At 51.0% G+C, this 14,202-nt stretch carries 14 protein-coding genes; 10 read left to right on the top strand and 4 right to left on the bottom strand.

Annotated features, from left to right (window positions below):
* Positions 1–88: 88 nt before the first annotated feature.
* A complete protein-coding gene (locus tag FOC35_RS20215; RefSeq protein WP_039898225.1) occupies positions 89–346 on the top strand; it encodes a hypothetical protein in 258 nt (85 codons plus the stop codon).
* Positions 347–457: 111 nt separating this feature from the next.
* On the opposite strand, the gene FOC35_RS20210 is transcribed toward FOC35_RS20215, so the two are convergent.
* The gene (locus FOC35_RS20210; protein WP_172569983.1) at positions 458–742 is read right to left on the bottom strand and encodes a hypothetical protein; all 285 of its coding nucleotides are present in this window, start codon (positions 740–742) and stop codon (positions 458–460) included.
* A 213-nt stretch (positions 743–955) separates the two neighbouring features.
* Between FOC35_RS20210 and FOC35_RS20205 the strand changes: the two genes are divergently transcribed.
* Positions 956–1,768 (top strand): arylamine N-acetyltransferase, encoded by an 813-nt coding sequence (locus FOC35_RS20205; RefSeq protein ID WP_172569982.1) that lies wholly within the window; start codon positions 956–958, stop codon positions 1,766–1,768.
* Between the two features lie 417 nt (positions 1,769–2,185).
* Here the strand turns inward: FOC35_RS20205 and FOC35_RS20200 are convergent, their stop codons facing one another.
* Positions 2,186–2,827: an HD domain-containing protein gene (locus FOC35_RS20200; RefSeq protein WP_172569981.1), complete on the bottom strand. Its 642-nt coding sequence runs from the start codon at positions 2,825–2,827 to the stop codon at positions 2,186–2,188.
* 113 nt (positions 2,828–2,940) lie between these two features.
* Here FOC35_RS20200 and FOC35_RS20195 point away from each other — a divergent pair, with 113 nt between their 5' ends.
* Positions 2,941–3,894, top strand: coding sequence for a GlxA family transcriptional regulator (locus FOC35_RS20195; protein WP_172569980.1), 954 nt, complete (start codon positions 2,941–2,943; stop codon positions 3,892–3,894).
* Between the two features lie 33 nt (positions 3,895–3,927).
* Here FOC35_RS20195 and FOC35_RS20190 read toward each other — a convergent pair whose 3' ends face one another.
* The gene (locus FOC35_RS20190) at positions 3,928–5,964 is read right to left on the bottom strand and encodes a choline transporter (protein ID WP_172569979.1); all 2,037 of its coding nucleotides are present in this window, start codon (positions 5,962–5,964) and stop codon (positions 3,928–3,930) included.
* A 291-nt stretch (positions 5,965–6,255) separates the two neighbouring features.
* Between FOC35_RS20190 and betI the strand changes: the two genes are divergently transcribed.
* From betI to FOC35_RS20155, 7 genes are all read left to right on the top strand, one after another.
* Complete coding sequence (betI, locus tag FOC35_RS20185; protein ID WP_172569978.1) at positions 6,256–6,849, top strand: transcriptional regulator BetI; 594 nt, start codon at positions 6,256–6,258, stop codon at positions 6,847–6,849.
* Between the two features lie 17 nt (positions 6,850–6,866).
* Positions 6,867–8,339 (top strand): betaine-aldehyde dehydrogenase, encoded by a 1,473-nt coding sequence (gene betB, locus FOC35_RS20180; protein ID WP_172569977.1) that lies wholly within the window; start codon positions 6,867–6,869, stop codon positions 8,337–8,339.
* A 19-nt stretch (positions 8,340–8,358) separates the two neighbouring features.
* Positions 8,359–10,044 (top strand): choline dehydrogenase, encoded by a 1,686-nt coding sequence (betA, locus tag FOC35_RS20175; RefSeq protein WP_172569976.1) that lies wholly within the window; start codon positions 8,359–8,361, stop codon positions 10,042–10,044.
* A gap of 102 nt (positions 10,045–10,146) precedes the next feature.
* Positions 10,147–10,377 (top strand): tautomerase PptA, encoded by a 231-nt coding sequence (gene pptA, locus FOC35_RS20170; RefSeq protein ID WP_016536442.1) that lies wholly within the window; start codon positions 10,147–10,149, stop codon positions 10,375–10,377.
* Between the two features lie 165 nt (positions 10,378–10,542).
* Entirely contained in the window at positions 10,543–11,679 is a 1,137-nt protein-coding gene (locus FOC35_RS20165) for a protein-tyrosine phosphatase family protein (RefSeq protein WP_172569975.1), read from the top strand.
* Positions 11,680–11,681: 2 nt separating this feature from the next.
* Positions 11,682–12,611 carry an N-acetylmuramoyl-L-alanine amidase gene (locus FOC35_RS20160; RefSeq protein WP_254065321.1) on the top strand — a complete coding sequence of 310 codons (930 nt, stop codon included), beginning with the start codon at positions 11,682–11,684 and terminating at the stop codon, positions 12,609–12,611.
* Between the two features lie 30 nt (positions 12,612–12,641).
* The gene (locus tag FOC35_RS20155) at positions 12,642–13,421 is read left to right on the top strand and encodes a hypothetical protein (RefSeq protein ID WP_172569974.1); all 780 of its coding nucleotides are present in this window, start codon (positions 12,642–12,644) and stop codon (positions 13,419–13,421) included.
* Between the two features lie 178 nt (positions 13,422–13,599).
* On the opposite strand, the gene FOC35_RS20150 is transcribed toward FOC35_RS20155, so the two are convergent.
* Complete coding sequence (locus FOC35_RS20150; protein WP_172569973.1) at positions 13,600–14,088, bottom strand: ATP-binding protein; 489 nt, start codon at positions 14,086–14,088, stop codon at positions 13,600–13,602.
* Between the last annotated feature and the right edge of the window lie 114 nt (positions 14,089–14,202).

The raw sequence follows: 14,202 nt of genomic DNA, 5'->3' as shown, positions 1-14,202 counted from the left end.
CAAATTTAATTTTGCCCATATGCTTAGCTTGGCGGGCACCAAAGGATATAAAAAAATTTTAATATCTATGTCAGGAGTGGATTTGTTAATGGTTAAATTATCAGGCTGCGCTCAATCATCCCGCACTATGGTGAATGTTGAGGCAGTGCATCAAAAAGAGAAGTTAAGTAATAAAGAAACGAGGAGCGTTTCGCCAGTGGGTGAAAATCTGCTAAAAGCCGCAAATACAAATGATTGTAGCTTTATTATGGCGAAGCCATTTAGGGATGAGGCCTTTGTTGAAGGGCAGGTCGCCCGCAAAGCCTGTTCGTTCACGCTTATTGCAAAACCCGATGGAAAGGGGTAAGAAAACGGAGTGTAGCCATAAATTGACTGGAATTGGCTGCAAAATAGAGAGTTAACGCAAGATTGAGGCAGGTTTGTGTAGTGATACAAACCTGTCATTACGATTTATGGACTAAAACTCTCCCATGTCATAGAGTTTCTTGACTGCGCCCGGGATGGGTTTATTGAAAGTTACATCTGGATTAAATTTTATTTTACGCAGCGGCTTAGTATACTGGTGCTGACTTTTAGCACAGGTATCTTTTTCATCCAAAATTATTTTTTCATTACTATTGCAAACGTCAGTAATATGAAGTGGAACTTTGTTTTTTGGGAAGTTTTGTTGTGATGCATTTAATGCCACGGCCCTTAGTCGAGGGCTCACAGATTTCGTAGCTGAGGTGTCTGTAGTATTCACGATGATTTCCTTTAAAAATTCAACTGTGGGGTGGAGTAGTGCAACACACCCCGGTCATGCTAATTATTAAAAAACGCTCATAACTGTTTTCAGCGATGGTAAAGGCGGTGTGCTATTGCGAAAAAATTTCTGGTACCAGAGCACTAACGATCATCTCCTCTGCAGGAGGCGCATTTATAGTGATGCCATTATTTACAGCATGGAATCAGCAAAATGGCATTAGATCTCGACCGCTACTTCAGGCGTATTCACTATCGTGGGCCACGCGCCGCTTCCCTCGAAACTTTACGAGCCCTTCATCTGGCACATACCTGTGCTATTCCGTTTGAGAATCTGGACGTCCTGCTCGGCAGAACTATTCAAGTTGACGACGATAGCGTGTTTGAAAAACTGGTTATTGCTGGGCGTGGCGGCTGGTGTTTTGAACAAAACGGACTGTTTCGCAACGTGCTCGCTGAACTGGGTTTTGAGGTGGAGAATTTGTCAGGCCGAGTGCTGCTGGCAAACCCGCCGCAGATGCCCGCCCGTAGCCATCGCCTGACCAAAGTTACCCTCAATGGCGAAGCGTGGATTGCCGACGTTGGGTTCGGAGGCAAAACTTTGCCCGCGCCGGTACGGCTGGTTGAAGGCGAGCTTCAGGCCACCACTCACGGCGTTTACAGCCTGGAAAGAGTGGAAAATGACTGGCTGCTTAAATTCCACGGCGACGACAAAATTATTAACCTTTATCGCTTCAATCTCGAACCGCAATATCTCTCTGATTATGAAATGGGCAATCACTATGTGGCGACCTGGCCGCAGTCGCATTTCCGCCACTGCCTGACTCTGAGCCTCTACCTGCCAAACGGAGAGAAAAATACGCTCTATAGCGCTGGGGAAAATGCTCCCACGTTTGAAAGCGCAGAGCAGCTTTACCATCATCTTCAAAGCGATTTCAATCTGAGGCTGGATCACCCGCGCCACGGTATTCAGCTTGATGAGTTCTCAACAATGCTGGAGCGAATTGGCGTTATTCCTCACGCCTGACCGATGAACTGCAGCATTTGTGCCAAACGGGGCGCGGAGATCGCCAACGATCCCTGTGACCTCGTTTAAGATGCGGCATAAAATTGTGGTTTTATTTTTTAGGGCAGTGAAATTATCTGGTTTCGCGCGAGAGGGTGGCGCTGCGGCAGCGATAATATGATGAATATTCAAAAATTGACGATACTTTGAAAATTTCCTTTATCAATTTGAGCTTTTTTCTTTTAGCATAACGGCGGTTCTAACTCAGCGTGGCACACCGGTTAACAAACAAACGTTATGAAAAACATCTTTCTGGCAATCGTTCTCTCTCTTATGGTTATTGGCGCATTTGCGCACGATCCGCAGCCTGGTTCCGGGCTTGACGCTATTGCGGCGGTTCAGGGCAGATAACGGCTTCGCCACCCGCCCGGGAAAAGCTTAACCTACCCAGCGGGAGGCGCGGATAATACTGCAGAAGTTCAGCGGCGCAAACGCTGGCTCCTTATCCTTTATAACATCGGCCTTCACGTTACCAAACGTGGTGGCTGGTTTGTGTTTTATCCCGTCGTAGAACGCCTGAATAATCTCTTCTTTAAACGCCGCCGGGCGAGGGTGCTGGTTCACAACCTGTTCGCGCTGTCGGTCGCTGAATTTCTCATAATCAATCCCAAGCACATCCATTTCGACCCCTGCGGTGACCAGAGCGATTTCCGGCGCCATAAATTCTGGGATCCCCGGCGTGGTATGCAGCGCAATTGCCGCCCACACTTTGTCGATATCTTCCTGTTTTACGCCGTACTGGCGTAAAAAGTCCCGGGCGGCAAAAGCGCCGTCTACTTCAAAGCGCTTATCGCAGCTACAGTGCTCGTGGGTCAACCCCATGTCGTGAAACATACAGCCGATGTAGAGCAGTTCATGGTCAACGTTAAGCTCGCGGCGCTGCCCCGCAAGCGCGGCCCAGTAGTAAACGCGGCTGGAGTGGTGAAACAGCAGCTCTGACTCGGTATCACGCACCAGCTGCGTGGCATCGCGGGCCATTTTGCTGTCCGGAATGGCAGCGCCATCAATATTCAAGCTCATCTCTTTCTCCTCATGTTGGTGTTGAGGTAGCATAGGCCGCATTCAAAATGTCTCAAATAATCGTATGGCGACGATTATAGACATATGGCGTAATAAGCGACGTGGAGACGGCAATGGCCCATAACGTACTGATTCTGGCAGTCCCCGGTGTTCAGCTGCTCGACGTTTCCGGCCCGCTGGATGTGTTTGCCGAAGCAAACCGTATACTGCGGCGCGAGGTTTATCGCCCGGTAGTGGTGGGCCTGGATGAAACCATCATTGTGGCCTCCTCCGGGGTAAGATTGCTGGCGGACTGCCTATTGGCCGATGTGGAAGCGGGGCGAGAAGCCACGTTTTTACTGGCCGGTGCGCCGGACGCGGGCGAGCGTTTTCTTAGCGAAAAACAGAGCGCTGATATTCTCCGTCTCTGCAAGCGTAGCCGTCGTTTTGGCTCGGTATGTACCGGCGCGCTGCTGCTGGCGCAAACCGGTTTGCTGAGCGGAAAGAAGGTCACTACTCATTGGTCAACGGCTTCGCTGCTGGCGGCGCGTTACCCGGAAACTAAGGTTACCGCCGATGCTTTATACGTTATGGACGGGCCACTGCGCACCGCGGCAGGCGTGACATCAGGCCTGGATCTGGCGCTGCGGCTGGTGGAAGAAGATTTGGGGCGTGAAGTTGCCCAGGACGTGGCGGCGAATCTGGTCATGTTCTTCAAGCGCCCGGTGAACCAAAATCACTTTATTCGCGAGCAGAAAACTTCCCTGAGCGGGCGCAGCGCTTTACAGGATCTTCAGCGCTGGACGCTGGCTAATCTTGCGAATGTTGCCACGGTGCAGCAGATGGCCGCGCATATACATCTCAGCGTGCGCCACCTGACGCGTCTGTATCATCAGGAGATGCAGATGACGCCTGGTGAGTGGCTGGAAGCGGAGAAGGTGGCAAAGGCCAGGCAATTACTGGAGGCGGGCGAGTTGCCGGTCAAAGCGATCCCAGCCGCCAGCGGCTTTTCAGGTGTGGATACGCTGCGGCGGGCATTTGTTCGCCGCATGGGGATAACGCCCGCCGCATATAAGAAACTTTATTAATCTCGTTCCTGCTCGAACAGAAACGCGCCTGGATTATACGTTCGGGAAAGTAATGTTGCTTCCCGGCGCTTCACGATGCAGGTGAATAAAGTTCAGGTGGCGCTCGTACTGGTCGAGAATGTCGATGATCACCTGTTCTTTGCTGTAGTCCATCAAATCGTTGCCCTGGCTGCCTTCCAGCAGGAAGGTTTCCAGCCGGTAATAGGTCGATTTACCGCTGCGTGCGCGGTAGGTAAAGCCCGGCACCGAATATTTCTGCGGCCAGATCTGGTAAACAAAGTTTTGCTCATCGCCCATATGGACCCGCAGTTCAAGATGCCCCAGTTTCTCATCCGGCAGCGGCGGCTCTATAGAAAGCTCGGCCTTCGCACCGCGCAGTTCCAATTCGTGAGAAACCTCTTCCATTGCCGGATAGCAGACGGTATCCATCATCTTCTGCGTATAGCGCGTGCCCGGGTAGTTCATCAGGCGTGACAGACGCTTCTTCCAGCCGAGTCGATCCTGAGCCGTCATCATATAAGGTGCAGTATCGCGGCTGGCGCTGACGCGGCGGTAGTCCTCAATCTTCAGTGATTTATACAGCCCGGCCATCACGAAGAAGATAACAAAGCTAAACGGCAGCCCCATAATCACCGTCATGTTTTGCAGCGCGGAAATACCGTTGGTCATCAGCATGCCCATGGTCAGCAGGCCAATGGCAATGGACCAGAAAATGCGCAGCCAGTTTGGCGCATCGCTGTTTATATCCTTCAGCTTCGAAGTAAAGTTCCCCAGCACCAGCGCGCCGGAGTCCGCCGAGGTCACGTAGAACAGCAGGCCGGTGATGGTGGCAACCGAGGCGCTGAAGGTAAAGCCGGGATACTGAGCCAGCAGGCTATAGAAACCGCGTTCCGGGTGGGACATCGCTTCCTGAGCAAAGGTGCCGTCGCCGTGGATTATTTCGTACAGGGCGCTGTTGCCGAATACCGAAAGCCACAGCAGGGTGAAGGTGAACGGAATAATCAGCGTTCCGAGTACAAATTCGCGGATGGTACGCCCGCGTGAAATACGCGCCAGGAACAGGCCGACAAACGGCGACCAGGCCACCCACCAGGCCCAGAAGAAAAGGGTCCAGTTGTTCATCCACTCCACCGGGCGGTCGAAGGCAAAGCTATTCAGCGTCATGCCCATGAATCGATTGACGTAATCCCCGACGTTGAGTACCAGGGCGTTAAGCAGAAACTCGGTATTGCCCATAAACAGCACGAACAGGATCAGGCCAAGCGCCAGCGCCACGTTTAACTCTGAGAGGATGCGAATGCCTTTATCTACGCCAGACGTCACTGAAATGGTGGCGATAATCACCGAAAGCACGATTAATGCAGCCTTTGCGCCCATGCTGTCCGGGATATCAAACAGCACATTCAGCCCGTAGTTAAGCTGCACTACGCCGATGCCGAGCGTGGTCGCTATGCCGAAGATGGTGCCGATAACGGCGGCGATATCCACGGTGTGGCCGATTGGGCCGTTAATCTTCTTGCCGAAAATGGGATATAGCGCCGAGCGAATCGTCAGCGGCAGGTTATAGCGGTAGCTGAAGTAGCCAAGCGCGATGCCCATCAGAGCATACATCGACCAGCCGGTGAGGCCGTAGTGGAAAAGTGTCCAGACCATCGCCTGGCGGGCGGCCTCAATGGTTTGCCCCTGGCCTTCCGGGGGCTGCATATATTGCGTCACCGGCTCGGCAACCGAGAAGAACATCAGGTCGATGCCGATCCCGGCGGCAAACAACATTGCGGCCCAGCTAAGCACGCTGAATTCTGGCTTAGATTGCTCGGGGCCAAGCTTGATGGAACCGAAGCGTGAACAGGCAATAAATACCACAAATACAATATAAAGCGTGGCGGCCAGCAGGTAATACCAGCCGAAGCGGGAGGAAACCCAGTTCAGGGTGTGGCCAATCAGGTTTGCGGAGAGGTCGCTGTAAAAAATGGTCATCAGGGAAAATAACAAAATCAGCCCGGCGGAAGTGTAGAACACCACCGGGTTGATTTTGTCTTTTTCGCTTTCGGCAATAACGGGCTTCGTCATCGATTACCTCTGGTTAAGTAACGGTGACTACTCTAATGAGCAGTTAAGTTTTTCTTGTGGATTCATGTGAGGTGGATTTTTAACAAATCCATAATGAACGTTGGGTCTCTAAAAGGCCTTTATTATTATCTCATTGAAATAAATCAAATTAAATCCTCTTTTTTCTTGTCGTTGATGCGAATGATTCGCTGCTTTCCTACCGTAACGTAACAATTAATACACATTTTATATTGAACGTTCAATCAATAAAAGTTTAAATAGATAACCATAATTGATGGATGGAGCGGAGCCATGCCGAAAAAAGGTATGCAACCGATACGGCGGCGTCAGCTGATTGACGCCACTCTGAATGCAATAAATGAAGTGGGAATGCACGACGCGACGGTTGCCCAGATTGCCAGGCGCGCCGGAGTATCCACCGGCATCATCAGCCACTATTTTCAGGATAAGAACGGCTTGCTGGAAGCCACCATGCGCGACGTGACCAGGCAACTACGAGACGCGGTGGTCGGCAGGTTAAAGGCTCTGCCCGGTGCACCAGCGGCAAGGCGGTTGTGTGCGATTGTTGACGGTAACTTTGATGAGACCCAGACGCACAGCGCGGCGATGAAGGCGTGGCTGGCTTTTTGGGCCAGCAGCATGCACCAGCCGATGCTCTACCGGCTACAGCAGGTCAGCAGCCGCCGTCTGCTATCCACCTTAACCGCAGAGTTCCGTCGCGAACTGCCTCAGCAAGAAGCGAGGCTTGCCGGTTACGGGCTGGCGGCGTTGATAGACGGCCTGTGGCTGCGGGCTGCGCTAAGCGGCAAGCCGTTCGATCGCAAAGCGGCGAGCGTGCTGACAACGCAATTTATCGACCAGCATCTTGCTACGGTCAAAAAGTAATTTAGTGAGGAGAAAACATGTCCCGATTCGGTGAACAACAGCTCTATATCGACGGTGGTTACGTTGCCGCTTTAAGCGGTGAGACTTTCGAAACCATCAACCCGGCGAATGGTGAAGTGTTGGCGGTCGTGCAGGCCGCCGGTCGGGAAGATGTTGATCGTGCCGTTGCCTCGGCTAAAAAAGGGCAAAAAGAGTGGGCGGCAAAAACGCCGATGGAACGTTCCCGCGTGCTGCGCCGCGCGGTGGAAATCTTGCGCGAACGCAATGACGAGCTTGCGGAACTGGAAACGCTGGACACGGGCAAAGCGTTTAGCGAAACCGCCAGCGTGGACATCGTAACTGGCGCGGACGTGCTGGAGTATTACGCGGGGCTGACCACCACGCTCGAAGGGCAGCAGATCCCGCTGCGAGACAGTTCGTTTGTCTACACCCGCCGCGAACCGCTGGGCGTGGTTGCAGGGATTGGCGCGTGGAACTACCCGATTCAGATTGCCCTGTGGAAGTCCGCTCCGGCCCTGGCCGCGGGTAATGCGATGATCTTTAAACCGAGCGAAGTGACTCCGCTTACCGCGCTGAAGCTGGCGGAAATCTACACCGAGGCGGGCCTGCCGGATGGCGTATTCAACGTGTTGCCGGGTGTTGGCGCTCAAACGGGGCAATTGCTGACCGAGCACCCGGGGATTGCCAAAGTGTCGTTCACCGGCGGCGTAGCCAGCGGCAAAAAAGTGATGGCCAGCGCGGCGGGCTCCACGCTGAAGCAGGTCACCATGGAGCTTGGCGGTAAATCTCCGCTGGTTATTTTCGACGATGCCGACCTCAACATGGCGGCGGATATCGCGATGATGGCCAACTTCTACAGTTCCGGCCAGGTCTGTACCAATGGAACCAGAGTTTTTGTTCCTACCGCGCTTAAAGCCGAGTTTGAACAGAAAATTATCGAGCGTATAGGCCGTATCCGCTCAGGAGATCTGATGGATCCCCAGACCAATTTTGGCCCGCTGGTCAGCTTCCCACACCGTGAAAACGTGCTGCGCTACATCGAGTCTGGCCGTGAAGAGGGCGCTACGCTGCTGTGCGGCGGCGACAGGCTGCGTGGTGAAAGGTTCGATAACGGAGCCTGGGTCGCGCCTACCGTGTTTACCGACTGCCGTGACGAGATGAAAATCGTGCGCGAAGAGATCTTCGGCCCGGTCATGGCAATTCTTAGCTACGAGTCGGAAGACGAAGTTATCCGCCGTGCCAATGATACAGATTACGGCCTGGCGGCGGGCGTGGTGACTAACGACCTGACTCGTGCTCACCGCGTTATTCATCAGCTTGAAGCGGGTATTTGCTGGATCAACACTTGGGGTGAGTCTGCCGCAGAAATGCCGGTTGGGGGCTATAAGCACTCCGGTATTGGTCGCGAAAATGGCCTGATGACCCTGCAAAGCTATACGCAAGTTAAGTCAATCCAACTGGAGATGGGCATTTATCAATCAGTCTTTTAACCCCACCTGAGGAGGATGAATGGAATTTGATTACATCATTATTGGAGCCGGTTCCGCAGGTAATGTTTTAGCTGCACGTTTAACCGAAGAGCCGCAGACCACAGTTCTGCTGCTGGAGGCCGGTGGCCCTGACTACCGCTTTGATTTTCGTACCCAAATGCCGGCGGCGCTGGCCTTCCCGCTTCAGGGGAAGCGTTATAACTGGGCCTATGAAACCGAGCCTGAACCCTTTATGAACAACCGCCGCATGGAGTGCGGCCGCGGTAAAGGTCTGGGAGGCTCCTCGCTGATTAACGGCATGTGCTACATCCGCGGTAATGCGATGGATCTCGACAACTGGGCAACATTGCCAGGCCTTGAAAACTGGAGCTATCTTGACTGCCTGCCGTATTACCGCAAGGCGGAAACCCGCGATATCGGGCCGAACGATTACCACGGCGGTGAAGGCCCCGTTTCGGTTACCACACCAAAGCAGGGAAATAACCCGCTGTTCCACGCCATGATAGAGGCGGGCGTTGAGGCTGGTTATCCGCGAACCGATGACCTGAACGGCTATCAGCAGGAAGGTTTCGGCCCGATGGACCGCACGGTAACGCCGAAGGGCCGCCGCGCCAGTACCGCGCGTGGTTATCTTGACGTAGCGAAAAAGCGCGACAATTTGACTATCGTGACCCACGCGACGACCGACCGTATTCTGTTTGACGGTCTGCGTGCGGTTGGCGTTGAATATCTGGCCGGTGAGAGCACTATCCACTCGGTTGCAAAAGCGCGTAAAGAGGTATTGTTGAGCGCGGGCGCTATTGCGTCCCCACAAATTTTGCAGCGTTCCGGCGTGGGTAATGCCGAATTGCTGGCAAGTATGGAGATCCCGGTGGTTCACGATCTACCCGGTGTGGGGGAGAACCTTCAGGATCACCTGGAAATGTATTTGCAGTATGAATGTAAAGAGCCCGTATCGTTATACCCGGCGCTGCAATGGTATAACCAGCCGCAGATAGGTGCGGAGTGGCTGTTTAAAGGCACCGGTGTGGGGGCCAGTAATCAGTTCGAAGCTGGCGGATTTATTCGCAGCCGCGAAGAGTTTAGCTGGCCGAATATTCAGTATCATTTCCTGCCGGTGGCGATTAACTACAACGGTTCCAATGCGGTGAAAGAGCACGGTTTTCAGTGTCACGTTGGTTCTATGCGTTCGCCAAGCCGCGGGCGCGTACAGCTTAAATCCAGAGATCCGCACCAGCATCCGAGCATTCTGTTTAATTATATGGCTCACGAGCAGGACTGGCAGGAATTCCGAGACGCGATTCGCATCACGCGTGAAATTATGGCTCAGCCCGCGCTGGATAAATATCGTGGCCGCGAAATCAGCCCTGGTCTGGATTGCCAGAGCGACGAGCAGTTGGACGAGTTTGTGCGTAACCATGCCGAAACCGCTTTCCACCCGTGCGGCAGTTGCAAAATGGGCCACGACGAGATGGCGGTAGTTGACGAAGAAGGGCGCGTGCACGGCTTGCAGGGGCTGAGGGTGGTGGATGCTTCCATCATGCCGCAAATTATTACCGGCAACCTGAATGCGACAACCATTATGATTGGCGAGAAAATTGCCGATGCCATACGCGGCAAAGCCCCGCTCCCGCGCAGCAGCGCCAGCTACTATAAAGCAGAAGGTGCACCGGTAAGAAACGAACCGGCCCGCAAAATTCAGTAACCATTAAAGGCCAGCTTTTCTGGCCTTTCTTCTCTGTGCCGCTTGCTTCACTCGTTCAATAAGCAGTAAAACTACTGTTCAACAACAAGATGGAGAGCCAACGTGCCGCATATCGAAATCAAATGTTTTCCCCGTGAGCTGAGCGAAGAGCAGAAGCAGGCCATTGCCAGCGAAATGTGTGATGTGCTGAAAAAGCATTTTGGCTCCAAGGACGAGTCGCTGTCCGTGGCGCTAAAAATGATTGAGCAGGCGCGCTGGAAAGAGGAGGTCTGGGACACGCAGCTTGCCCCTGAAATGGATTCTCTATTGAAAAAACCGGGTTATAGCCTGTAGTTTTTATCGTGACTGGCCCCTGCAACGGGGGCTTATATCTATATTATTCATAGTAAAACATCGTTTTATGCAAGAAAACCAGCCCCTAACCTTTAACATTCATCCCGGTTCGTTATCTCGTATTACACACGCAATGTGAATTGCTAAGATTAAATGGGGATTGAAATGAATAATATATCTCTTGGTATAAAAGCTTATTTATTCAGGAATGTTACATCAGCTGTTATGCTGGCTGAGAACAGAAGATCGCCCGGAAATATTCGTTTTGCAGAAAAGCTGCTCTGTGCAAGACAATCTTCATCTCGATTCAATAGAGATAAAATCATTGAGTTTATGGGAAGGAAGGTAAGTAAAGGTGAAAAATATGATGTACTTTACAATGTTATTTGGGATCTAAAGAAAATCCAGATTCCAGAAAAAAACATTCCTGGCGATCGTGATATTTTGAAGACACGACTAACAGAATTACAGCAACAGTTGCTACCGAGTGCCCGTCGTAACTTTGGTCGATATTTCCTGTCAAGCCCGGCGCAAAGCGATAAGGTGCCGGATGAATGCAGGATTAACCGTTTTGAAGACATCGGGGCAGATGTTTTTACTCGTGTTGGCAATAATCTCAATGCAAACAGAGTCGTAGTTAATGAAAATAATCTCGCCATTGCCTGTCAATACCCATTAAAACATCAAATTGAAAACCATTTAAAGATGCTGGTTGATAACCGCACACCTGTGATGGCTGTTCTGGCATCACGTCAGGAAATCGATGATAGTAGCAATCAAATGCCGGACTATTTCAGCACGTCGAATAGATATCCTTGCGGGGTAAATACGCAATCCACATTAATGAAGACAGAATTATTAGGCAATGGCGTCGAAGCAAATGTTTATCGCCTGGATATCCACGGTTATGATAAGAGCATCTCAACCCATGTTTTACATGTGCACAATTGGCCAGATAAAACGGCTTTAAGTTCGAGGTTAACTAAAAAGCTCGCCCGGACAATTAATAAATGGACCGATAATGGGGTTACAAAACTTAAGGAACAAGGCAGTCGCGCGGCCAACGACCCGGATAAAATGTTACCGGTTCTGCATTGTCGGGCCGGAGTAGGCCGCACCGGGCAGATTATTGCCGCAATGGCGATGGATAAACAGGATAAAAAAATTAGTCTTGAGAAAATCGTCACCGATATGCGCAACACCCGCAGTGGTTTTATGGTTCAGAAAGATCGGCAGCTTAACGTTTTGGTTGAGATTGCTGAACAACAGGGGCGACCTCTTATTGAAAACAAAGGTGCTTAAACATGCCGATAGATAAAATAGCTGCCGGTGTCGTTCCCGGTATGCAAAAGGGTCCAGGCGTTCCGGATGACAAACAGAGCACCGGAGAGACAAAATCCTCACTGAGCCAGTTAAAACATGCCGGACAGGCTGGCCCGGAAGTGAAGTTTAACCCCCCAGTACCGGTCAAAATTGACTATAACGCATACCGTTCCGTCAAAAGTTACAATCCCAGAGTTCGTTTTCTGGTTATGCATTACACGGCGCAGAATTTCGCTGACTCAGTAACCTCGCTAACCGGGAATAGCGTAAGTGCCCATTATCTGATACCCGATCCTACGGACAAAACCTATCTTGCCGCAGGTTTCAACGATATGCGCATCTTTAACCTTGTTGATGAAAAAGAGCGGGCCTGGCATGCGGGCGTCAGCAACTGGGCCGGACGGAGCAATATTAATGACACCTCGATAGGTATTGAGATTGTTAATCTTGCCTCGGATGATGGCCAGGGTAATCTGAATTTCCCTCCCTTTAATGAACAGCAAATAGAAGCCGTCAGGCAACTCAGCCTGAATATCCTCCAGCGCTACCCGGATATTTCACCGAATAATATTGTCGGGCATTCAGATATTGCCCCCGGCCGTAAAAGTGATCCCGGTGCGGCATTCCCCTGGCAACAATTTAGTGAGGCAGGCGTAGGGGCATGGTATCAGCAAGATATTAAAGATAGTTATCTTCGCCAGTTTACCGCTCAAATGCCGGCGGAGAGTGAGATAATAGAAAAACTTGCCACCTACGGCTATGACGTATCCGGTGCCGGTACAGATGAAGGGAAAACGTTATTGTTTCAGGCCTTCCAGCTCCATTTCCGCCAGAGTGATTACGCTGGCGAAATAGATGCTGAAACGGCGGCAATAATTTATGCGCTAGTGGATAAATACACTGGCCGATAATAATGCGTCATGATAGAAAAGGAGCGACACATGCCTTATTCAGCCTTGCTGCCGGGAACGACAACGGGACGAGCGGCAGTTTGTCAGCAACAAAATAATATAGCTCAGAGCGGTAGTATCTCACAAGTTAAAAGAACATCTGACGAACATATGTCTGACGCTAGCCTGAACTGTTCTTTCACTTCTAAAATCAATAGATTGAGCAACGTGCCGGAGGAGCTTAAGGGTACGGCTCCACGCTCTCCTTCGCCGGTGAAACAAGCGATAATACATAAGCAGTCTTTTGCCGATGAGCATGGGGTTGATAACAAACCGCGCACAGGAAAAAGAAAATCTGTGACAGGCGAACCTGGTGTCACCGCAGTGACTTCTAAAAGAGCTCATTTTGAACCCGGTCATCCCAAACAAGAATCAACATTCAATTTTGGGGATCTTATCGGTAGCGGTGAAGTAGGAGATGTTTATATAGATGCCGACGATGAAGAGTATTTAATCAAACGTTATCATAATGAAACTATGGATGATGTACCAGAAATGGCAAGGCATGAAACGGCTATGTTTAAACTCTATCACGGTGAGGACTCGGCATCGCTGCTGATAGATGAGCATGGAGATCATTACATAAGAATGCTCCGTGTGCCGGGGAAAACGTTGGATTCTTTGCCTGCTGGCTGTTTACCGCATGATGCAGAGCAAAGGTTTTTTGATATGATCAACAGGCTTGATAGCCTTGGAATAACGCATGACGATCTTCATCTCGAAAATATTTTGTGGGATGACGCTTCACAATCTTTTTCCCCATTGATATAAACAATGGCAAGCATTACTTTTTTGATGCCAGCGCCGAAAGTAAGGCACGGTTTAATGCTATGAGTGAGGATGATTTCAATAAGATCCTGGAAGAAATAAAAAATCACAAAACCTCTATTGCAGATGTTATCACCTGATAATAGAGGCGGAATAACCGTGCCTGGAGAAGGCTTTAATCTCATTCATATCTTACGATGTTAAAGCCTTCTTCTTCACCCGGAGCAACAAAATAACGGGTAATCAAATCAAACTGCGCGTCCGTGGCGGCAAAATCATGGGTTCTGCTGGCGTTGCGGGCGCGCAGCCTTTCGCGACAAATCTCATCCGGGACATCAAGGAAATGCAGGCGGTTGTCTGCGCAGGAAGAGTCAACAAGCGTTTTCATCCACTGGCGTGTAGCCAGCGTGTTGGCCGGGAAATCCAGCACTACCGATAATCCATTTTTCAGCAACGAAACAAGATGGGGCGCCAGCACCTGCTTAAGCTTGCCCGAATAGTTCACATAATCGGCAACCGTCTGCATTTGCTCGCCATACAGGGCCGCAAGCCAGCTATCTTCGCTTATTACAACGGTATTCGGCAAAACCGCAAGGTGCGCGCAGAGCGTGGATTTGCCTGCGGCAATTTTGCCGCACAGCAAATGAAGAGTCGGTTTTGATGGGGTCATTTGTTCCTCATGGGATGTTATGCCTGACCTTACTTTCTACCGGTCGGAAAAAAGAAGCAACTATCAAAAATGGCAGACGATTTTTTGATTATTTTAGCCGCTACCTTAAGGCTT

The sequence above is a fragment of the Cedecea sp. FDAARGOS_727 genome, assembly GCF_012273235.1.
GTDB lineage: Bacteria > Pseudomonadota > Gammaproteobacteria > Enterobacterales > Enterobacteriaceae > Cedecea > Cedecea davisae.
The sequence above is the reverse complement of the archived record's forward strand: the minus strand, read 5'-3'. Positions and strand labels throughout refer to the sequence as shown.